Below are 20,124 nucleotides of genomic sequence, written 5' to 3'. Positions count from 1 at the left end.
TTCTAGCGCCGACGACCGGTGATGCGCACCCAGCCATCGCGATTGGCGATCGGATCCAGGTCGAAGTCCTTGGCATAGGCGGCGGCGACTTCTTCGCCTTGCTCGGCGAGGATGCCCGACAGCGCCAGGCGACCGCCCGTCTTGACCAGTCCGGACAGCTGCGGTGCCAGGGACACCAGCGGGCCGGCGAGAATGTTGGCAACCAGCACGTCGGCCTGAACCTGCGGCAAATCTTCCGGCAGATACAGCGGGAAGAGCTCTTCGGCAATATTGTTGCGTCCGGCGTTGTCGCGGGAAGCTTCCAGCGCCTGAACGTCGATGTCGGTGCCCACGGCTTCCTTTGCACCCAGCAGGAGGGCGGCAATCGCCAGAATCCCCGAGCCACAGCCGAAGTCCAGCACATTGCAACCTTTCAGGTCCTGGCCGTCGAGCCATTCCAGGCACAGCGCGGTGGTGGGGTGGGTACCGGTGCCGAACGCCAGGCCCGGGTCCAGCAACAGGTTGACCGCCTCAGGCTCGGGGGCGGCGTGCCAGCTCGGCACGATCCACAGGCGCTGGCCAAAACGCATCGGCTGGAAGTTATCCATCCAGCTGCGTTCCCAGTCCTGGTCTTCGATCACTTCGCTGTGGTGCTCGGGCAATGGGCTGCCGGTCAGCAGTTCCAGATGGGCCAGTACCGGGCCAGCTTCGGTGCCGCCTTCGAACAGGGCCAGCAGGTGGGTGTGCGACCACAGTGGCGTGGTATTGAGTTCCGGCTCGAAGATCGGCTGATCTTCGGCGTCCATGAAGGTCACCGACACGGCGCCCACTTCAAGGAAAGCGTCTTCGTAGGTTTCGGCTTGTTCTGGGCTGATGGCGAGACGGACTTGCAGCCAAGGCATGGCGGGCACCTTTGAAAAGTATTGATTGCAGCCTAGCGGGCTGCGAGAAGCGCGCAAGTTTACGCGAGCGCGGGGGTTTTGTGGGAGTGGGTTGGTCCGAGCATCAACACATACCCCGTGCGCGCGAGCTTGCTCGCGATGAGGCCGGCACATCCGATATCAATCGTAGACGGATACACCGCTATCGCGGGCAAGCCCGCTCCCACAGGGGCGCTGGTGATTCGTTAAATGAAGTATCCGGAAACAACAAGGCCGCCCGAAGGCGGCCTTGTTGATGAGGTCGAAGCTTAGTGCTTCTCACCCGCCAGCTTGTGCTCGAGGTAGTGAATGTTCACGCCCCCTTTGCAGAAGCCTTCATCGCGGGTCAGGTCGCGGTGCAGCGGGATGTTGGTCTTGATCCCGTCGACCACGATCTCGTCCAGGGCATTGCGCATGCGTGCCATGGCTTCGTCACGGGTTGCGCCGTAGGTGATCAGCTTGCCGATCAACGAATCGTAGTTCGGCGGAACGGCATAACCACTGTACAGGTGCGAATCGACGCGAACGCCGTTGCCGCCCGGGGCGTGGAAATGCTTGACCGTGCCAGGGCTCGGCATGAAGGTTTTCGGGTCTTCGGCGTTGATCCGGCATTCCAGCGCGTGACCGCGGATGACCACGTCATCCTGGGTGAACGACAGCTTGTTGCCGGCGGCGATGCTCAGCATCTCCTTGACGATGTCGATGCCGGTGACCATTTCCGATACCGGGTGCTCTACCTGGACACGAGTGTTCATCTCGATGAAGTAGAAGCGACCGTTCTCGTACAGGAACTCGAAAGTGCCTGCGCCGCGGTAACCGATGTCGATGCACGCCTTGACGCAGCGGGCGAAGACTTCCTGGCGAGCCTTCTCGTCGATGCCCGGTGCCGGCGCTTCTTCGAGAACTTTCTGGTGACGGCGTTGCAGCGAGCAGTCGCGGTCGCCCAGATGGATGGCGTTGCCCTGGCCGTCGGAAAGTACCTGGACTTCCACGTGGCGCGGGTTGGTCAGGAATTTTTCCAGATAGACCATCGGGTTGCCGAACGCTGCGCCCGCTTCGGAACGGGTCAGTTTCGCCGAGGAAATCAGGTCTTCTTCCTTGTGCACAACGCGCATGCCGCGACCACCACCGCCGCCAGCGGCTTTGATGATCACCGGGTAACCGACTTCACGGCCGATGCGCAGGGCGGTTTCTTCGTCCTCCGGCAGCGGGCCGTCGGAACCCGGAACGGTCGGCACACCGGCGGCGATCATGGCGTGCTTGGCCGAAACCTTGTCGCCCATCAGGCGGATGGTTTCAGCTTTCGGACCGATGAAGGCGAAGCCGGATTTCTCGACCTGTTCGGCGAAGTCGGCGTTTTCCGCGAGGAAACCGTAGCCCGGGTGAATGGCGGTGGCGCCGGTCACTTCGGCCGCGGCGATGATCGCCGGGATGTGCAGGTAGGATTGGGCGGCCGATGCCGGACCGATGCAGACGGATTCGTCTGCCAGGCCCAGGTGCATCAGTTCCTTGTCAGCCTTGGAATAAACGGCGACGGTCTTGATGCCCATCTCTTTGCAGGCGCGCAGAATCCGCAGTGCGATCTCACCGCGGTTGGCGATCAGAACTTTTTCCAACTTCGCAGTCATCAAAGGCTCTCCGCGGTTCAAACGATGGTGAACAGCGGTTGGTCGTACTCAACCGGCTGGCCGTCTTCGACGAGGATGGATTCGATCACACCGCTGGTTTCAGCTTCGATGTGGTTCATCATCTTCATGGCTTCAACGATGCACAGGGTGTCGCCTTTCTTCACGGTCTGGCCGACTTCAACGAAGGACGGCGAGGTTGGCGAAGACTTGCGATAGAACGTGCCGACCATCGGCGAACGGGCAACGGTGCCGTTCAGCGCTGGTGCGGCCGCAGCAGCAGGGGCTGCAGCGGCAGCCGGAGCAGCGGCAGCGACAGGCGCGGCAGCCGGGGCATGCATTGGAGCCGGTGCGTAGTACTGCTGAGCCGGGGTCTTGCTATGACGGCTGATGCGTACGGACTCTTCGCCTTCCTTGATCTCGAGCTCGTCGATGCCGGACTCTTCCAGCAATTCGATCAGTTTCTTAACTTTACGGATATCCATGAATCATCAACTCCCAAGGGTCGGTCAGGGGCGTTTAACGCTTGTTGTTCAAGCTGTTGCCTGTTTTTCAAGCTGCTCTAGGGCGGCCTCCAGGGCCAGTCGATAACCGCTGGCGCCAAGGCCGCAGATCACTCCCACCGCTACGTCGGAGAAGTAAGAGTGATGGCGGAAAGGTTCGCGTTTGTGCACGTTAGACAAATGCACTTCGATGAATGGGATGCTCACCGCCAGCAACGCGTCACGTAATGCGACACTTGTATGCGTAAAAGCTGCTGGGTTGATCAAAATGAAGTCCACACCTTCAGTGCGAGCGGCGTGGATGCGGTCGATCAATTCGTACTCGGCATTGCTTTGCAGGTGCAGCAAATGGTGGCCGGCTTCACGGGCCCGGCGCTCCAGGTCCTGGTTGATCTGCGCCAGCGTCGTGGCGCCGTAGGTGCCCGGTTCACGGGTGCCAAGCAAGTTCAGGTTGGGTCCGTGCAGAACCAGTAGGGTCGCCATCGGCTGTTCCTTTGTTATCCGTGTGCAGTTGTCAGAACCCGGCGACTATGCCGCAAAGCCTTTGTGACTGTCCAGTTCTCTGCAATAGGCAGCACGATGACCGATGTTTGCGCGAAATATATGACCGCTTGATTAAATCCGGTCATTCGCCCTGGCGACACGTTCGGCGAAGTCCCGTGCATTGATCTCGCCGATCACCCGTACTTCCGCACGTTCGACGCCGTCCTTGCCGAAAAACATCAGTGCCGGAGGTCCGAACAGTTTGTAGCGGTCGAGCAGGGCGCGTTGCTCGGCATTGCTGGCGGTGATGTCGAAGCGAATCAGCCGGTAGTCCTTGAGCCGTTCCACAACCGTGGAGTCGTTGAGCACTTCGTGTTCGATGACTTTGCAACTGATGCACCAGTCGGCGTACCAGTCGAGCAGCAGCGGAGTGCCCGATGCGCGGGCTTCGGCCAGTGCGCGGTCGAGGTCGGCCGGGGTGCTGACGGTCTGCCATGCATTGCTGTTGGGTGCTGGCGGGTTGCCGGCAACCGTGCGCATCTGACCGATCGGGTTGAACGGATCGGTCTGTCCGCTGAACGCGCCATACCAGCAGGCCAGCGCATAAAACAGCAGAAACAACCCGAGCAATTGACCCAGGCGTTTTCGAGGGGGTTTGTAGACGAACTCCAGCGCGCCCATGAACAGGCCGACGCCACCGGCCAGCAAACCGATCAACAGCAAGGTGATCTGCCCCGGCATGACGCGGCTGAGCAGACCGATCGCCAGCCCCAGCAGCAATACGCCAATCGCGTTTTTCACGTAGACCAGCCATGGTCCGCTCTTCGGCAGCCAGGCGGCACCGCCTGTGGCCACCAGCAACAGCGGTGCACCCATGCCGAGGCCGAGCATGAACAGTTTCAGGCCGCCGCCCAAGGCATCGCCGCTGGCACTGATGTATAGCAGCGCGCCGGCCAGAGGTGCCGAGACGCAAGGTGAAACCAGCAGGCTCGAGACCACGCCCAGCACGGCGGCGCCCCACAATGAACCGCCTTCGGTGCGTCCGGCGATGCGATCGAGTCGGCTGCTGATCGCGTGTGGCAACTTGAGTTCGAACACGCCGAACATCGCCAGGGCGAACACGGCAAAAAACATCGCGAACGGCACCAGCACCCAGGCTGATTGCAGGCGTGCCTGCAAGTTGAGCTGCGCGCCGAACAATCCCATCAAGGCACCGAGCAGGGCGAAGCAGATGGCCATCGGCAGTACATAGGCCAACGACAGATTGAACCCGCGCCAGCCACCGACCTGACCGCGCAACACCACGCCGGAAAGAATCGGCAGCATGGGCAGTACGCAGGGAGTAAAGGTCAGGCCCAGTCCGGCGAGAAAGAACAGCGCCAGTTCGCGCCAGCCCCAGTCACGGGCTGGCGTTGCGCCGTCGCCGTTGATGCTCAGGCGTTCGGTCTCGGGTGGATAGCACAGGCCTTTGTCCGCACAGCCCTGATAGGTCACGGCCAGGGTAAAGGCGCGTTGATCGGTGCGCGGCAGTTCCACGTCGAGAATGCCGTGGTAGACCTCGACGTCGCCAAAGTACTCGTCATGCTTCTTTTGCCCGTCCGGCAGTCTTGCCGTGCCGAGGACGACATCGGCTGGATCGGCGCGGAACTGAAAGCGGTGACGGTAGAGGTAATAACCTTCGGTGGCGACGAAGCGCAGCTTGATCGATTGCGGCGTGCTTTCCACCAGACTCAGTTGGAAGGCTTCGCGCACCGGCAGGAAATCGGCGCTGTTGTTGATCGAGCCCAGCGTCGAACTGGGCCGACTCTCCAGCAGCCCGGTGGCGGTGGCCGGCAGGGCGAGCACTAAAAGCAGCAGGCAGAGCAAACGGCGCATGACAATCTCGCGTATCGGAATTGGGGGCATGATAGCGGACGGCGGACGGGTATGCAGGGCCAAGGATGGGGAGTGAGTGAACTGACGCTATCGCGAGCAGGCTCGCTCCCACAGGGGGATCTGCGGCGTACACAAATCAAATGTGGGAGCGAGCCAGCTCGCGATGGCAATCTGTCAGACGCGGAACGCCTGAACGGCCGTATGCAGTTGCCCGCCCAACACCAGCAGGTTTTCCCCTTGCTCTCGCCCTTCGCCAATGCGCAGCAAGTTATCCCCACCCAGTTGGTGAATCCGCTCGCTGTGATCGCGGATCTCGCTGACAGCGCCACTCTGCTGGGCGGTGACATCGGCAATGCGCACGGCTGTCTCGGAAATGGTCTGGATCGCTCCGACGATTTTATCCAGTGCACCGTCGGCCGCCTGGGCCTGATTGGCGGTGGCTTCGGCGTGTTCGACCTGGGCGCGCATGCCTTCGACCGATTGCCGCGCGGCCGTTTGCAGGCCGGCGATCAGGGTCTGGATTTCTCCCGTGGCGCCGGCGGTGCGTTGTGCCAGGGAGCGCACTTCTTCCGCCACCACGGCAAAACCGCGCCCCATTTCCCCGGCGCGTGCGGCTTCGATGGCCGCGTTCAGGGCCAACAGGTTGGTCTGGTCGGCAATCGAGCGGATCACCGTCAACACACCGCCGATGGTGGCCGATTCCTCGGCCAGGTGTTCGATCATCTGCGCATTGCCTTGCACTTCACCCACCAGCGCATGCAGGCCGGTGAGGCTCAGGCCGATGACTTGCTGCCCGTGCGCGACGGCCTGGCCCGCGTGGCGGCTGGCATCGGCAGCCTGACTGGCATCGCCGGCCACTTGTTGAATGGTCGCTTCCAGTTCGCTGAGCGAATCACGGATCATGGCCGTGTCACCGGCCTGATGTTCGGCGCCGCTGTGCAGGTCGTTGCTCAAATCTGCCAGGGTTCGGCTGCTGCCGGCGACCTGCTCGGCGTTGAGGCGAATGGTGCCCACCAGGTCCACCAGATAGGCGCGCAGGCGATTGAGCGAGGCTTCGATGTCTTGCAGTTCGCGGTTGGTTTTGCCCAATTGAATGTCGCGACTGAAATCGCCTTCGGCCCAGGTGGACAGGGCCGGAGCGAGGTTGGTCAGGGTTCGGGCCAGCTTGCGTTGCAGGGTGTCGATGAGCAGGGCGATCAGCAAAATCAGGCCGATCATCACGCCTTGCATCAATCGCACTTCGCTCTGGATCTGTCCGTGTTGGGCGCGTACCACGGGCTCAAGACCGGCGATCACTTGCTGCACGGCGGTGATTTTCAGGTGGGTCGCGGCACTGAGGTCGGCGCGTTTCTGGATCTGCTCGCGGGTACGCGCCAGTTCCGCCGGGTAGCGGGTGAGGAGGCTGTTCAGTTCTCGCTTGAGGCCGACGCCGGCATCTTCCGCAACGGCTTTTTCAGTGTTTTCCAGCCCCATCATGGCGGCGAAATCATCCGTATTCGATTCAGCGCTGACGGCCACGCCCAGCAGTGGCAGGGTATCCAGCTGCTCAGCCTGGGCACGGATGTTGGCGACTTCGCGCTCGACATCGGCAGCCAGTTCGCTGCGGCCGCTGCTGACCAGTTTGTCCCGGGCCAGGGAAAGTTTGCCCAGGTGCTGGGCGGCGGCGAGCAATGGTGTCAGGTACGCCGCGTTGCCGCTGGCGTACTGGCTGAGTTGGTCAAGGCTGGCGCCGAGTTCCCGTTCGGCTTGCAGCAACAGGGCTTGCGGGTCTCCCGCGAGTTTGCCGGCGGCCAGCAGGTCGGTTTTGCTGAATTCGTCCAGGGTCGACAGGCTGGGGCGCAAGGTTTCGGCCAGGGCCGGCGGCAATTCGCCGAGCTCTTTTTGCAGGCCGTCGATGGCCTGGCTGGCGCTGCTCAAGCGCAGGGCATCGCCGCTGGCGAGATAGTCTTCGACGTTGCGCGCGACTTCATTTTGAAACCGCTGGGACAGGCCGAGGTATCGCTCCATCAACAGATAGGGGCGTTCGAGGGCCTTTTGCGACCACCAGAGTGTCGCGCCAAGGGCGACGCAGACGGCGACTAAAAGAAGGGTATTGAGATTGGTCAGCAGCTTCAGGCGCATCGTGTCTACCAACGGCAGAGTGGTAAGCGCCTGAATTTATTGCGTTTCTGTTACAGGGTTATGACGGATGGAGTGATTTGCGATGAAAAAGTGGCACTTTGCTTTGACGTCCTGGCCGCCTGTACGCGATTGCGCCCGGCGTCTTTGGCCCGATAGAGCGCCTCGTCCGCCTGGCTGGCCATCAACAGGCTGTCCGAGTGTTCGCACAACTCGACCACCCCGGCACTGAAGGTGCACCAAAGATCGTGGGGTTGAGCGGGGTAATGAATTTCGGCAAACCGCTGACGTATTTCATCGAGGACCCGGTAGGCCGCTTCAAGGTCAGTGTCGGGCATGACGATGGCGAACTCTTCGCCGCCGTAACGGCCGATAAAGTCGGTCTTGCGCAATCGTTGCTTGAGGAACAGGGCCAGGCTCTTGATCACGCGGTCGCCCATGGGGTGGCCGTGGCTGTCATTGACCCGTTTGAAGTGGTCGATGTCGAGCATCGCAAAGCTCAGCGGCTTGTTCTCGCGACGGGCGCGGAACGAGCAGTCTTCGAGCAATTGCAGAATGTGGGTGTGGTTGTACAACCCGGTGAGGCTGTCGCGGACCATCCGTGCCTTGAGGTTGCGTGCCCGTGCCGCGCGGTTGCGCACGGTGGTGATCAGGTGCCGAGGCTTGATCGGCTTGGTCAGGAAGTCGTCGCCGCCTTCGCTCATGGCGTCGAGTTGCTTGTCCAGATCATCTTCGGCCGACAGGTAAATGATCGGCACGCTGACGTAACGGTCGTTGTGGCGAATGACCTTGGCCAGTTCCGTACCGGTGCACGCCGGCATGTACATGTCGAGGATGATCAGGTCCGGTTGAAAGTCAGCCAGCTCGGCCATGGCCTGGATCGGCTCGATCAAGGTCCGGGTGACGATCCCTGCGCTATTAAGGAGGCGTTCGGTGTGCAGTGCCTGGGCGCGGGAGTCGTCGATGATCAGCACTTTATAAGGTTCGTACTGGGCGACGCAGGTCAGGACTTCGATTTTCTCCAGCAGGCTCGAGGCTTCGAGGGTGCCGGTGAGAAACTCCTGACCACCGGCCCGCACGGCGGCCAGGCGGGTCGGGGTGTCGGTTTCGTGCAGGCTGAAGAATAACAACGGTAAACGTTGATCGAGGCCTGCCTGGGCTTCGGCGGCCAGTTGCAGGCCGATGCCGGGGCCGCTGAAATCCACGTCCATGACAATCGCCGCCGGCAGGCGCTCGACCATCGAGGAACGAAACGCCGCCACGCTGTCCAGGGACTGGGCGCTGAGGCCAAAGAACTCAAGCTGTTTGGCCAGGCGTTCGCCACGGTCATGGTCCTGCAGCATCACGTAGATCGGCTTGCGCAGGGGCGGCAGGAAGGTTTGGTCGAGCTGGTCGCCATGACGCAGGCCGGTGCGCGACAGGCGCTGCATCAAGCGATTGAGGTCGGTGATCAGGCCGCTGCTCAGTCGTCCGCGATTGGCGTCGACAGCTTCCAGCGACTGGCTGATATGGCGTGCCAGTTGCGTGTGTTCCGGTTGCTCGAAACGTTCGGCGAAGCGCAGCAGGCGCAGATTGGCCTCGCTCAGTTCCGACAGATCATTGGTCGACCACTCGCTGCGCTGCAGGCGCTGCCATATCTCAAGAATCTGACGTGCTTGATGAATTACCCGCTGGGCAAAGTGATGCTTGAGGCGCTCGCGGCTGGGGTCTTCTGGCTCGGTCATATCCTGACTACTAGTTAGGGTGCACGCTGAGGGTCGACTGGTGGCTCTATGCTAGCACCTCTTTTCGATTGCATGAGTGTTGTAAGTCAATAATCTGTAAAGCGCCTTCATTCAGTTTGTGACTGAGCGGTCTTTAATTGAATGGTTGTTCTTTGGAGGGCCTTTTAGATCGGGGGCTTTCAGGGTTTTTCTGGTTTGGCAGGGTGCCGATTCTGGTGGTTTTCCAGCCTTGCCCGGCAACGGTTCGCGGCGTTTTGACGGGATGGATTGGCGACGATTTTCGTTTTTTTGGGGGTAGGGGAATCCCCTATAGGCTTTCTGTCAGACCCTGAGCCGTCGTCGCAAAAAACAACCGATCAATACCGGCACTGACAGTCAGCAGCCGGCAACCCCGGGTTTTTTTGCGAACGAGGCGACTAATTTTCAGCATCAACCCAACGGCGGGTGCCGGGCCAAGGCACGTTGTTGTATGGTTGTGGTCGAACCGATGAACCCAAGTGATTGAAAGGATATCGCCATGCTGGACTGGAAGAACCGCGCCGGTAGCGCGCCTGAACGTGCCGCTGAACCGAAGTCGGCTACCCGCAGTTATCTGGGCGGCCTGTTGTTCAGTCGGGCGCTGCTCACACTGCTCGTGATCTACCTGGTGGTCACGAGCATTCTGGGCTGGTACTGGAGCCAGGAGCCATCGCTGTTTCCGGTGCAGCAAAATGCCCAAATGGCGGCCGAGAAAGAAGGCAAGCAGATGGTGGTCGGCTATACCACGGTCGAAACCCTCAAGACTGTGGCCGGTACATTGCTGAGCAAGCCAGGCGGCTACATTTCCAACGACCGTTTCCCGCCGGGCCTGTGGATGGACAACATGCCGAGCTGGGAATATGGCGTGCTGGTCCAGGTGCGTGATCTGAGTCGTGCGATGCGCAAGGACTTCGCCCGTTCGCAATCGCAGTCCACTGAAGACGCCGATCTGGCCAAGGCCGAGCCGCGTTTCAACTTCGACAATAAAAGCTGGGTGTTGCCGTCCAGTGAGTCCGAGTATCAGGAAGGCATCAATTCCCTGAGTCGCTATCAGGCGCGCCTGTCGGATCCGAACCAGAAGACGGCCCTGTTCTATGCCCGTGCCGACAACCTGAACAACTGGCTGGGTGACGTCGGGACTCGCCTGGGGTCGCTGTCGCAACGCCTGTCGGCCAGTGTCGGCCGAGTCAAGCTCAACACGGCGTTGAAAACCGAAGTCGTGGCACCGGGTGTGGCGCCGCAGGTTGACGAAGAAATCGTCGAAACCCCGTGGATGCAGATCGACAACGTGTTCTATGAGGCACGCGGTCAGGCCTGGGCCCTGTCGCACTTGCTGCGCGCTATCGAGGTCGATTTCGCCGATGTGCTGGCGAAGAAGAACGCCACGGTCAGCGTGCGCCAGATCATCCGTGAACTGGAAGCTTCGCAGGAACCGGTATGGAGCCCGATGATCCTCAATGGCAGCGGCTTCGGCGTGCTGGCCAACCACTCGTTGGTCATGGCCAACTACATCTCCCGCGCCAATGCGGCGGTGATCGATTTGCGTCAACTGCTGAATCAGGGCTGAGTCATGGTCGATAGTGCCAAAGAGGCTGCCCACCGGGCCGCTTCGGATGCTGAACAGATCGCCTGGGTCGACGAGCAGGACAACCCGCTCGGAGCCCTGGTGCGTGCCGATCTGCGCGAGCGCGGGCTGATCGGACGGGGCACCTACATCATGCTGTTCAATTCCGTCGGTGAGCTTTGCGTGCACCGTCGAACCCTGAGCAAAGCGATTTATCCCGGATATTGGGACGTGGCGGCGGGCGGCATGGTGCTGGCCGACGAAACCTATGCCGAGTCGGCGGCCCGCGAGCTGGAAGAAGAGCTTGGCGTGAGCGGTGTGGAATTGACCGCCCATGACCATTTTTTCTTCGAAGACACCGGCAACCGGCTCTGGTGTTCAGCGTTTTCGGCGGTGTGGGATGGTCCGTTGGTCCTGCAACCGGAGGAGGTGCTTGAAGCGCGTTTTCTGCCAATCGACGAAGTGCTTCGGGAAATCGACGAAAAGCCTTATTGCCCGGACTCATTGGCCGCGCTGAAACGCTATCTCAGGGCCCGCGGCGGCGACGTCGCAAAAGAGCTGTAAATTGGCGCCGATTGGCTCTTAGCAATCGGCGTTTTTGCCGTTACACTGCGCGACCTTTTGTAGGAGCGAGCCTGCTCGCGAAAAACGCAAGGACGACGCGTGCTGCCGAGTGCCGCGCGTTATCGTTGATGTCCATCGCTGCGATGCGGCGACCCGACAAGCCAGCTCCTGCAGTGATGTACTGTTTCACTAGCGCTGCCCCTGCCTGAGTGGGGTTTCGCGGTCGATAGCCTTTCCCAAGTGCTGCGACCAGTCTTTGTCCTCCCAAGAGGATTGCCGGTGGCCAAAAAAGCCGCATCCTTCGCCGCCCTCGGTGGCCTGGTATTTTCCACCGACGCAGGTCGTCATTGCCCGGATTGCAGTAAACCGGTGGACGCCTGTATCTGCAAACAGACCGTTATTCCGGCCGGCGACGGCATCGCTCGCGTGCGTCGCGAAAGCAAGGGCCGTGGCGGCAAGACGGTGACGACCATCACCGGCGTGCCGCTGGCTGAAGACGCGCTCAAGGAGCTGGCCACGACGTTGAAAAAACGTTGCGGCACCGGTGGGGCGTTGAAAGACGGGATCATTGAAATCCAGGGCGACCATGTCGAGCTACTCTTGGCCGAGTTGACCAGGCACGGTTTCAAAGCGAAGAAATCCGGCGGCTAGCAGCCTCTGTGAAAACCACCCGTGGCTTGACCCGGTCCTGATGAACGTCAGGTCTGGCGTCGTCATCATGGTTTTCACAGAGCCTGTTCATGACCGGTTTCTAAACTCACTGCCGTCGACGGGGTCTACCCCTCGTTGACGAACCGTCATTTTCATTCTTTAGACTGCGCCGGCCTGAATCCAGGCGACGCACTATGACTTCTTTATAGGGGACTTCGATGTCCGTACGACGCACACGCAAAGACGATGGCAGCCAATGGACAGTTGCGGACAGCCGCAGTGTTTACGGGATTCGCCATTGGGGGGCCGGGTATTTCGCGATCAACGACGCCGGTCGCGTCGAAGTTCGTCCGAACGGCCCGAGCAGCGCGCCGATCGACCTGTTCGAGCAAGTCGACCAGTTGCGTAAAAGCGGCTTGTCCTTGCCGCTGCTGGTCCGTTTCCCGGACATTCTGCAAGACCGCGTGCGTCAGTTGACCGGTGCGTTCGACGCCAACATCGAACGCCTGGAATACCAAAGCAAATACACCGCGTTGTACCCGATCAAGGTCAACCAGCAGGAAGCGGTGATCGAAAACATCATCGCTACCCAGAACGTCTCCATCGGCCTGGAAGCCGGCTCCAAGCCTGAACTGCTGGCGGTACTGGCACTGGCGCCGAAGGGCGGCACCATCGTCTGCAACGGCTACAAGGACCGTGAGTTCATCCGTCTGGCGCTGATGGGCCAGAAGCTCGGCCACAACGTGTTCATCGTGATCGAGAAAGAGTCCGAAGTCGGCCTGGTGATCGAAGAAGCGGCGTCGCTCAAGGTCAAGCCCCAGGTCGGTCTGCGCGTGCGTCTGTCCTCCCTGGCGTCGAGCAAGTGGGCGGACACCGGTGGCGAAAAATCCAAGTTTGGTCTGTCGGCGGCGCAGTTGCTGTCGGTGGTGGAGCGTTTTCGTGCTGCCGGCCTGGATCAAGGCATTCGCCTGCTGCACTTCCATATGGGGTCGCAGATCGCCAACCTGGCGGACTACCAGCACGGTTTCAAGGAAGCGATTCGCTACTACGGCGAACTGCGCAACCTCGGCCTGCCGGTGGATCACATCGACGTCGGCGGTGGCCTGGGCGTCGACTACGACGGTACGCACTCGCGTAACGCCAGCTCGATCAACTACGACATGGACGATTACGCGGGTGTCGTGGTCGGCATGCTCAAGGAGTTCTGCGACGCGCAGAGCCTGCCGCACCCGAACATTTTCTCCGAGAGCGGCCGTTCCCTGACGGCGCACCACGCCATGCTGGTGGTGCAGGTCACCGACGTCGAGAAACACAACGACGACGTGCCGCAGATCGAGAACAAGGAAGCGCTGCCGGAAACCGTGCAGTGGCTGGTGGACCTGCTCGGCCCGACCGATATCGAAATGGTCACCGAAACCTACTGGCGCGCCACGCACTACATGAGCGATGTGGCCTCCCAATATGCCGACGGCAAGCTGACCCTGGCGGAAAAAGCCCTGGCCGAGCAATGCTACTTCGCCGTGTGCCGTCGCCTGCACAACTCGTTGAAGGCGCGCCAGCGCTCCCACCGCCAGGTGCTCGACGAACTCAATGACAAGCTGGCCGACAAGTACATCTGCAACTTCTCGGTATTCCAGAGCCTGCCGGACACCTGGGCCATCGGCCAGGTTTTGCCGATCCTGCCGCTGCACCGCCTCGACGAGGAGCCGCTGCGTCGCGCCGTGCTGCAGGACCTGACCTGTGACTCGGACGGAAAGATCAAGCAGTACGTCGACGAACAGAGCATCGAAACCAGTCTGCCGGTGCACGCGCTGAAGGACGGTGAAGACTACCTGCTGGGCATCTTCCTGGTTGGCGCCTATCAGGAAATTCTCGGCGACATGCACAACCTGTTCGGTGACACCGACTCGGTGAACATCTATCAGAACGCCGACGGCAGTGTGTATCACGCGGGTATCGAAACCCACGACACCATCGAAGACATGCTGCGTTACGTGCACCTGTCGCCAGAAGAACTGATGACCCACTACCGCGACAAGTGCGCCAGTGCCCGCATCAGTGCCAGCGAGCGCACCCAGTTCCTCGATGCCCTGCGTCTGGGCCTGACCCGTTCGTCTTACCTGTCTTCTTGAGGTAAGCCCCGCTCTCATCAGGTTGTCTGAAAATTTACCGTACGCTGCGGAAATTTCAGATGACCTGGTGCGACACCTCTCTTTCTCTAAGCGAAACGACCTACGTCCTCGGCCATCCAGGCCATTTAGTCCTCTTTTCGCGTAGGTCATTTCCTAAGTTGTACTTCGCCTCTCTACTCGGCCATGTCTCTCGGCGAGAATCCCCGGCCGCCCCTCCTGTAGAGAATCGCCGATGTTCGATCCAGTCAACGAACCCGCATTTCGTCTGGACGTAGCTGGTCTGTCCGACACCTTCGAGGTCCTGGCCTTTACCGGTAGAGAATCCATCAGCGAGCCATTCGTCTTTGACCTGGAGTTGCTGATCGATGACCTGAGCCTTGACCTCTCCAGCCTGATGTACCGTTCGGCCTCTCTGCACTTCGGGCCAGCGGGAAACCGTGTGCACGGACAGCTGCATGAACTGGTCCAGCGCGACCATGGGCCGCTGGCCAGGCTCTGCCATGTTCGCCTCGGCCCACGGTTGGCTTGCCTTTCCCAGCGTTTCAGCCAACGCATCTTCAGCGCCCGCTCGGTGCCGCAAATCCTCGATCAGGTGCTCAAGGAGCACGGCATCGTCGGTCCGAACCGGCGCTTCGAACTGGACGCTGATTACCCGCCTCGTGATTTCTGTACGCAGTACCGGGAATCGGATCTGCAATTCGTCCAGCGCCTGTGTGCCCAGGAACGGCTGCACTACCACTTCGAACATCGGCCGCGAGGACACTGCGTGGTGTTTTCCGATGGTCAGGGGTGTTTTTCTCGTGGCGAAAGGGCGCTGTTCAACCGCGATGGCGAACAACCGGCGGTGCGTCGTTTCGAGGTTCGACAATGCGCGCAGAGTGAGGTGCAGCGTGCGCAATGTCACACGGACCTGCCGACACTGCGCAGCGGGCAGATGATGCCGCTCGCCGAACATCCGGTGGCCGAGTGGAATCGATCGTGGTTGCTGACCCATGTCGAGCATCAGGGCAGTCAGGACCTGGACGCTCCCTACAGCAACCAGGTGCGGGCGATGCGTTGGGAGGCGTCGTTCGAGTCGCCTCATTCTGCACGCAAACCGGTCATGCACAGCCTGCAACGGGCCTGGATTGTTGAGGTCGATGAGCCCCGGCCCGATCCGTCCAGGCCCGTGGCGGTGCAATTTGACTGGCTTTATCAAGGCGAGGGGGCCGCCCCCAGTCACTGTTGGCTGCCGATATCACCGGAGCTGGAAGCGGCAAACGTCGCTCGCTTGAGTGAAGGCACGGAAGTGGTGGTGAGTTTCATCGAAGGCGATCCGGATCAACCACTGATTATCGGCGTTCTTCACCCGACGCAGATGCCCGAAGCGGTCGAGACACCCGGTTCGTTCTCCATCGACGACGATCCGCCCGAAGGTATTCAGGGCTGGCTGTGCTCTGGAGAGCCCTTGTTGTTGCTGTGCCTGCTTCCGGGGGGCGGCAGTTTCAATCATTGTGAACAGGCTTTTTGTACCTGTCGGGCGGCGTTGCGGCTTGGCCAGAGTGGTGCGGCATGATCGCCGTCGAGATGCCCGAATCGACCCCGCTCTGGTTTTTGCTGGATACACCGGGTGCGCCACAAGCGGGGGCCGCCCTGCCGCACCGGTTTGCGCATGCGCGGTGGTTCTGGCTGTTCGAAGGCACGGAGTGGCATGCGCTGCGTGAGCAAGGCCCGGCCCTGATCGATCTGCGGAGCTGCCCGATTCTGGCCCGCGCATGCCAGCGCGATGCGCGGTACTGGCGTGGCCTGCTGTTGATCAGCGAGACATCGGCATCGGCCTTGCTGGCGCACTTGCGGCGCATGCTCACGGTCGGTTTCGGCGCGCATCACCGCGCCTTGCTGAGTTACTACAACCCTTGCACCGCCAGTTACTTCTTCGATGCCTGCGACGCCGGGGAGCTGAGTCGCTGGCTGGGGCCGATCAGCCAGTTGCGCTGGTTCGGTGGCACCTGGGCGGACCGGGCCAACGGCAGCCAGGGCTGGCAACGGCTGCTCAATCCGGGGCTTGCCGTCAGCCCGCTGGCGATCGAAGAAGCACTCAGTCCCCATCAGAAGGCAAGGCTGCAAACCTGCCTGCTGGAGCACCACACCTGGCAATGGTTCAAATCCACCGGCACCGATTACCGCACGCTGTGATCCCATCTCCAGGAAGGGCTGACATTGGGATTCAGCGAGCGAACGGTGCTCGATGGCTGGTTATGGCTACGCTTGCAGCACCCGGAGGCTGTGCCCGACCTGCCGTTGCCGGGCGCCACTCAGAAAGAGCGCCTCGATTTCCTGCGCAACCGTTGGCAGAACCCTCAACCCTGAATCTGCACGAACCAGCCATCGTTGCGCCGCAGACGCCAGGCAATCGCGCCCAGGGTCAGGCTGCGCAACACCATGAACAGCAGGAAGGTTATCCACAGGCCATGGTTGCCGAAACCTCGCAACGCCCAACCGAACGGGACCAGCAACGCCACTGTCAGCAGCATGCCGTTGCGCATTTCCCGGGCGCGGGTCGCGCCGATGAACAGCCCGTCGAGCAGGTAGCTCCAGACCGCGATCAACGGCAGCGCCGCGAGATAGGGCAGATAGATGAACGCGGTGTCGCGCACGCTTTGAATATCGGTCTGCATCTCGATGAACAGATGCCCGGCAAACAGGAACAACGCGGCAAAACCGAGACTCGCCAGCAGCGACCAGCCGCAGGCCACCACCAATGAGCGGCGCAGGGCCTCGCGGTCACGAGCCCCGATGGCATGGCCGCAAAGGGCTTCGACGGCGTGGGCCAGACCATCCAGTGCATGGGCGGTCAGCAGCAGGCCGTTGAGCAACAGGGCGTTGGCGGCGACGGTAGCATCCCCCAGTCGTGCACCTTGCACCGTGATCAGAAAAAACACCGATTGCAGGGCCAGGCTGCGGATGAAGATGTCGCGATTGACCGCCAGCAGAGGCCGCCAGCTCTGCCACAGCGCCAGTGCGGCCCAGGCGATGTGGCCAGGATAGGCGCGCAGGGCCTGGCGGGTCATCAGCAGGCCGATCAGGGCGCCGGTCCACTCGGCGATGACTGATGCGCGGGCGGCACCGACCACGCCCCATTCCAGGCCGAGGACAAACCAGAGATTCAGCGCAATGTTGACCAGGTTGGTGCTCAGCAGAATCACCAACGGTGCGCGGGCGTTCTGCGTGCCGAGGAACCAGCCGACCAGTGCATAACTGGCCAGCGCCGCTGGCAGGCCGAACAGCCGCGTGTGGAAAAACTCGCGGGTCATTTGGTCCAGTTCCGCCGACGGCTGCATGAAATGCAGGGCGACGCCACTCAACGGCACGCCCAGCGCACCCAACACCACGGCCAGTCCCATGGCCAACAGCAACCCTTGCAATAAAATCTGTCGCAGAGCCGCGCCATCGCCACGCCCGGCCGCCTGGGCCGCGAATCCGGTGGAGCCCATGCGCAGAAATCCCATGGCCCAGGCGAGAAAGGTGTACAGGCTGGCCCCGACCGCCACGGCACCGAGCTGATGGGCGTGAGGCAGGTGGCCGATGACGGTGCTGTCGACCAGCGCCACCAGGGGGACGGAAATGTTCGAGAGGATCATCGGCGCAGCCAGCGCCCAGACCCGGCGATGGGTCGGGCGGTCGCGCCAGTCGGCAATCAGGTTGGACATGCAGGCTCCTTGAGGAGCGGGCATTGTAGCGACACATTTTGGATTGCCGCGATCCATTGTAGGAGCGAGGGTGTTAGTGAACCACCCAGCTCAACAACCAGAGCCCCAGCATCAACCAGATGATCCCCATGATGAACGAGGCGTTCATGAAGGCGCGGATCGCCGACCACAACACCACCAATCCCAGGATCAGCGTGGCGATGCTGATGATCGACGTGTCCATGCCCAGGGCGCGGGACAAGCCTTCGACAAAATTGCTGCTGGCGCGGCTCATCATCTGGAACAGGCCGCTGAGGCCATCAACGATGAAACGGATGACGGAACCGAGGGCCTGGCCGAGCCATTCGAAAAAACCTTCTACCTGCATGGAATGAGCGTCCTGATAATGAAAGGCGGGGTTGCCGGACTTGAGCCTTGGGCTGTCGATTGCGGCGCCGAGTTCCCCACAAGCATAGAGGGTTGTCTTGCGGCTGTGGGAACGACCCCGTGACCACGACTCACCTCTGCCGCTTGCCTTCATCCGCCATCCCCCCGAAGCTATACGCCTTCAGGAGAACCCGATGAACCTTGTTGAACTGACCGAACGCCTGCACGCCATCCGTGACCGCAATGACTGGCGGCCATTTCACAGCCCGAAAAACCTGGCCATGGCCGCGAGCGTCGAAATGTCCGAGCTGGTGGAAATTTTCCAGTGGTTGACCGAAGACCAGTCGCGCCAGTTGCCGGCGGACCAACTGGCCCACGCCGGGCAGGAAGTTGGCGATATCGTCCTCTATCTATTGCTGTTGTGCAGCGAGTTGGGTCTGGACATGAATGAAGTGGTGCGCAGCAAACTGGCGGACAGCGAACGGAGATTCAGCTGATGAGCGACCGTCATTTCGACCAGTTGGCGACCCGCTTCGCCGAAAAAATCTACGGCGGCGCCAAAGGTGCGATCCGGCTTGCAGTGCTGCAGGCGGATCTGGCCGAAACCTTGCCGGATCGCCCGCTGCGCGTACTGGACATCGGTGCCGGCCTTGGCCACATGTCGCTGTGGCTGGCACAACGCGGCCATCAGGTGACGCTGGCCGAGCCCGCCGAGCCCATGCTCGAAGGCGCCCGCCAGCGCTTCGCCGAGGCCGGGCAAGCGGCAACGTTCATTCAGGCGCCCTGGCAGGATCTGCTCGGCCAACTCAATGAACCTTACGATCTGGTGCTTTGTCATGCGGTGCTGGAATGGCTGGCCGAACCCCACGCGATCCTGCCGGTGCTGCATCAACTGACCAGGGCAGACGGCTGGCTATCCCTGGCCTTTTATAACCGTGATGCGCTGATCTACCGCAACTTGCTCAAGGGCCATTTCCGCAAGATGCGCAAGAACGACATGGCCGGCGAGAAGCAAAGCCTGACCCCGCAACAGCCCCTTGATCCACGGGAGTTGGCGGCGCAACTTGAAGGTCTGTGGCAAGTCGAAACCCAGAGTGGCGTTCGGGTTTTTCACGATTACATGCCGGTGGAATTCCAGGCCCGCGCCGAGCTGGTGGACTTGCTGGAAATGGAATTGGCCCATCGTCGTCACCCAAGCTTTGCCGGGCTTGGGCGTTATTTGCACTGGATTTGTCGGCCGGTCTGATCGGAGTATGAAATGAGCAGTCGTTCAGGGTTGTTAGTTCTGTGTCTGGGGTTGGCGGCTTGTCAGGGCAGCAACCCGTATGTGGCAACCTCCAACCCATTGCCCCCGGCGCCGCCTCAGGCCGCCAACACCTTCGATCGCAGCGCTTACCCGGCTGCGCCACGTGATTACGGTCGCTACCGCAGTTGGGCCTGGCTCAATGGGCAACTGCCGCCGGGCAGCGCATGGGCCGACTCGGCGCAGGTCGCCGAAGCGGTCAGCAATGCCCTCGATCAGCGCGGTTTGCGCCCGCTGCATGACAATCGCCCGGCGGACCTGTTTGTCAGCGCCAACCTGCGCCTGGAAACCCGCCTGCGCCAGGTCCAGGACGACTATGGCTATTACGGCGGCGGCTACTACGGCGGTCACGGTGGTTATGGCAACGGCGTTGGCATGTACAACACGGTGCCGATCGTCCGCACTTATCAGGAACAGGTCGTGGTGGTGCAGGTGGATATGTTCGACGCACAAAGCGGTCAGCCGGTCTGGAGTTCCAGCGCCGAAACCCTGCGCAAGGGCACGCAGATGGAACAGGCCGATGCGATTCGGGAGGCTGTGGAAAAGGCAATGTCGGCGTATCCTCCGAGTTAGCTTCTGTCGTTATGGAGCGTTTCGCAGGTTCATGCCT

General features: G+C 61.3%; 17 protein-coding genes and 1 pseudogene. 9 read left to right on the top strand and 9 right to left on the bottom strand.

The genetic code is table 11. From position 1 onward, the window contains the following. Positions 1-2 precede the first annotated feature (2 nt). The 7 genes from prmA to gcbA all read right to left on the bottom strand — a co-directional run bounded on the left by prmA (position 3) and on the right by gcbA (position 9,227). Positions 3-881 (bottom strand): 50S ribosomal protein L11 methyltransferase, encoded by an 879-nt coding sequence (gene prmA / locus ACX3YF_RS04240; protein ID WP_130206410.1) that lies wholly within the window; start codon positions 879-881, stop codon positions 3-5. Between the two features lie 287 nt (positions 882-1,168). Beyond that, positions 1,169-2,527: an acetyl-CoA carboxylase biotin carboxylase subunit gene (accC, locus tag ACX3YF_RS04235; RefSeq protein ID WP_130206412.1), complete on the bottom strand. Its 1,359-nt coding sequence runs from the start codon at positions 2,525-2,527 to the stop codon at positions 1,169-1,171. Between the two features lie 17 nt (positions 2,528-2,544). Beyond that, entirely contained in the window at positions 2,545-3,009 is a 465-nt protein-coding gene (gene accB, locus ACX3YF_RS04230; RefSeq protein WP_095964766.1) for an acetyl-CoA carboxylase biotin carboxyl carrier protein, read from the bottom strand. Between the two features lie 48 nt (positions 3,010-3,057). Beyond that, positions 3,058-3,510 (bottom strand): type II 3-dehydroquinate dehydratase, encoded by a 453-nt coding sequence (aroQ, locus tag ACX3YF_RS04225; RefSeq protein ID WP_090328693.1) that lies wholly within the window; start codon positions 3,508-3,510, stop codon positions 3,058-3,060. Positions 3,511-3,642: 132 nt separating this feature from the next. Further along, the gene (locus tag ACX3YF_RS04220; protein ID WP_458973449.1) at positions 3,643-5,385 is read right to left on the bottom strand and encodes a protein-disulfide reductase DsbD; all 1,743 of its coding nucleotides are present in this window, start codon (positions 5,383-5,385) and stop codon (positions 3,643-3,645) included. Positions 5,386-5,559: 174 nt separating this feature from the next. Further along, the gene (locus ACX3YF_RS04215) at positions 5,560-7,506 is read right to left on the bottom strand and encodes a methyl-accepting chemotaxis protein (protein WP_130206418.1); all 1,947 of its coding nucleotides are present in this window, start codon (positions 7,504-7,506) and stop codon (positions 5,560-5,562) included. Between the two features lie 50 nt (positions 7,507-7,556). Beyond that, the gene (gene gcbA, locus ACX3YF_RS04210; RefSeq protein WP_130206420.1) at positions 7,557-9,227 is read right to left on the bottom strand and encodes a diguanylate cyclase GcbA; all 1,671 of its coding nucleotides are present in this window, start codon (positions 9,225-9,227) and stop codon (positions 7,557-7,559) included. Positions 9,228-9,744: 517 nt separating this feature from the next. Here gcbA and ACX3YF_RS04205 point away from each other — a divergent pair. From ACX3YF_RS04205 to ACX3YF_RS04180, 6 genes and pseudogenes are all read left to right on the top strand, one after another. Beyond that, positions 9,745-10,812, top strand: a complete 1,068-nt coding sequence (locus ACX3YF_RS04205; protein WP_130206422.1) for a DUF2333 family protein — start codon at positions 9,745-9,747, stop codon at positions 10,810-10,812. A 3-nt stretch (positions 10,813-10,815) separates the two neighbouring features. Next, complete coding sequence (locus ACX3YF_RS04200) at positions 10,816-11,373, top strand: NUDIX hydrolase (protein WP_130206424.1); 558 nt, start codon at positions 10,816-10,818, stop codon at positions 11,371-11,373. Between the two features lie 279 nt (positions 11,374-11,652). After that, entirely contained in the window at positions 11,653-12,024 is a 372-nt protein-coding gene (locus ACX3YF_RS04195) for a translation initiation factor Sui1 (protein WP_047536996.1), read from the top strand. 218 nt (positions 12,025-12,242) lie between these two features. Continuing rightward, on the top strand, positions 12,243-14,156 hold the full coding sequence (gene speA / locus ACX3YF_RS04190) for an arginine decarboxylase (protein ID WP_047536999.1): 1,914 nt from the start codon (positions 12,243-12,245) through the stop codon (positions 14,154-14,156). A 232-nt stretch (positions 14,157-14,388) separates the two neighbouring features. After that, positions 14,389-15,711 (top strand): type VI secretion system Vgr family protein, encoded by a 1,323-nt coding sequence (locus ACX3YF_RS04185; protein WP_458973448.1) that lies wholly within the window; start codon positions 14,389-14,391, stop codon positions 15,709-15,711. Then, positions 15,708-16,505 (top strand): annotated as a pseudogene (locus tag ACX3YF_RS04180) (DUF4123 domain-containing protein). The gene ACX3YF_RS04185 and the pseudogene ACX3YF_RS04180 overlap by 4 nt, the downstream one beginning before the upstream one ends. Here the strand turns inward: ACX3YF_RS04180 and ACX3YF_RS04175 are convergent. Together ACX3YF_RS04175 and ACX3YF_RS04170 are read right to left on the bottom strand one after the other, a co-directional pair. Beyond that, a complete protein-coding gene (locus ACX3YF_RS04175; RefSeq protein ID WP_130206430.1) occupies positions 16,496-17,845 on the bottom strand; it encodes an MATE family efflux transporter in 1,350 nt (449 codons plus the stop codon). The pseudogene ACX3YF_RS04180 and the gene ACX3YF_RS04175 overlap by 10 nt on opposite strands. Positions 17,846-17,918: 73 nt before the next feature. After that, positions 17,919-18,212, bottom strand: a complete 294-nt coding sequence (locus ACX3YF_RS04170; RefSeq protein WP_103403256.1) for a hypothetical protein — start codon at positions 18,210-18,212, stop codon at positions 17,919-17,921. Positions 18,213-18,405: 193 nt separating this feature from the next. Between ACX3YF_RS04170 and ACX3YF_RS04165 the strand changes: the two genes are divergently transcribed. Genes ACX3YF_RS04165 through ACX3YF_RS04155 form a run of 3 tightly spaced genes read left to right on the top strand, consistent with a single transcriptional unit; the run spans position 18,406 to position 20,087 of the window. Beyond that, complete coding sequence (locus ACX3YF_RS04165; RefSeq protein ID WP_458943734.1) at positions 18,406-18,708, top strand: MazG-like family protein; 303 nt, start codon at positions 18,406-18,408, stop codon at positions 18,706-18,708. After that, positions 18,708-19,457, top strand: a complete 750-nt coding sequence (locus tag ACX3YF_RS04160) for a methyltransferase domain-containing protein (protein WP_130206434.1) — start codon at positions 18,708-18,710, stop codon at positions 19,455-19,457. The genes ACX3YF_RS04165 and ACX3YF_RS04160 overlap by 1 nt, the downstream gene beginning before the upstream one ends. Positions 19,458-19,469: 12 nt before the next feature. Then, positions 19,470-20,087 (top strand): DUF4136 domain-containing protein, encoded by a 618-nt coding sequence (locus tag ACX3YF_RS04155; protein WP_103403254.1) that lies wholly within the window; start codon positions 19,470-19,472, stop codon positions 20,085-20,087. The last annotated feature ends 37 nt before the right edge of the window (positions 20,088-20,124 follow it).

The sequence above is a fragment of the Pseudomonas fluorescens group sp. PF-69 genome (assembly GCF_054481235.1).
This window is presented reverse-complemented; position numbering and strand designations above follow the sequence as displayed.

Bases quoted from the DNA above. Each gene is read 5' to 3' on its own strand.
- prmA (WP_130206410.1), bottom strand. From the start codon at position 881: ATGCCTTGGCTGCAAGTCCGTCTCGCCATCAGCCCAGAACAAGCCGAA.
- accC (WP_130206412.1), bottom strand. From the start codon at position 2,527: ATGACTGCGAAGTTGGAAAAAGTTCTGATCGCCAACCGCGGTGAGATC.
- accB (WP_095964766.1), bottom strand. From the start codon at position 3,009: ATGGATATCCGTAAAGTTAAGAAACTGATCGAATTGCTGGAAGAGTCC.
- aroQ (WP_090328693.1), bottom strand. From the start codon at position 3,510: ATGGCGACCCTACTGGTTCTGCACGGACCCAACCTGAACTTGCTTGGC.
- ACX3YF_RS04220 (WP_458973449.1), bottom strand. From the start codon at position 5,385: ATGCGCCGTTTGCTCTGCCTGCTGCTTTTAGTGCTCGCCCTGCCGGCC.
- ACX3YF_RS04215 (WP_130206418.1), bottom strand. From the start codon at position 7,506: ATGCGCCTGAAGCTGCTGACCAATCTCAATACCCTTCTTTTAGTCGCC.
- gcbA (WP_130206420.1), bottom strand. From the start codon at position 9,227: ATGACCGAGCCAGAAGACCCCAGCCGCGAGCGCCTCAAGCATCACTTT.
- ACX3YF_RS04205 (WP_130206422.1), top strand. From the start codon at position 9,745: ATGCTGGACTGGAAGAACCGCGCCGGTAGCGCGCCTGAACGTGCCGCT.
- ACX3YF_RS04200 (WP_130206424.1), top strand. From the start codon at position 10,816: ATGGTCGATAGTGCCAAAGAGGCTGCCCACCGGGCCGCTTCGGATGCT.
- speA (WP_047536999.1), top strand. From the start codon at position 12,243: ATGTCCGTACGACGCACACGCAAAGACGATGGCAGCCAATGGACAGTT.
- ACX3YF_RS04185 (WP_458973448.1), top strand. From the start codon at position 14,389: ATGTTCGATCCAGTCAACGAACCCGCATTTCGTCTGGACGTAGCTGGT.
- ACX3YF_RS04175 (WP_130206430.1), bottom strand. From the start codon at position 17,845: ATGTCCAACCTGATTGCCGACTGGCGCGACCGCCCGACCCATCGCCGG.
- ACX3YF_RS04170 (WP_103403256.1), bottom strand. From the start codon at position 18,212: ATGCAGGTAGAAGGTTTTTTCGAATGGCTCGGCCAGGCCCTCGGTTCC.
- ACX3YF_RS04165 (WP_458943734.1), top strand. From the start codon at position 18,406: ATGAACCTTGTTGAACTGACCGAACGCCTGCACGCCATCCGTGACCGC.
- ACX3YF_RS04160 (WP_130206434.1), top strand. From the start codon at position 18,708: ATGAGCGACCGTCATTTCGACCAGTTGGCGACCCGCTTCGCCGAAAAA.
- ACX3YF_RS04155 (WP_103403254.1), top strand. From the start codon at position 19,470: ATGAGCAGTCGTTCAGGGTTGTTAGTTCTGTGTCTGGGGTTGGCGGCT.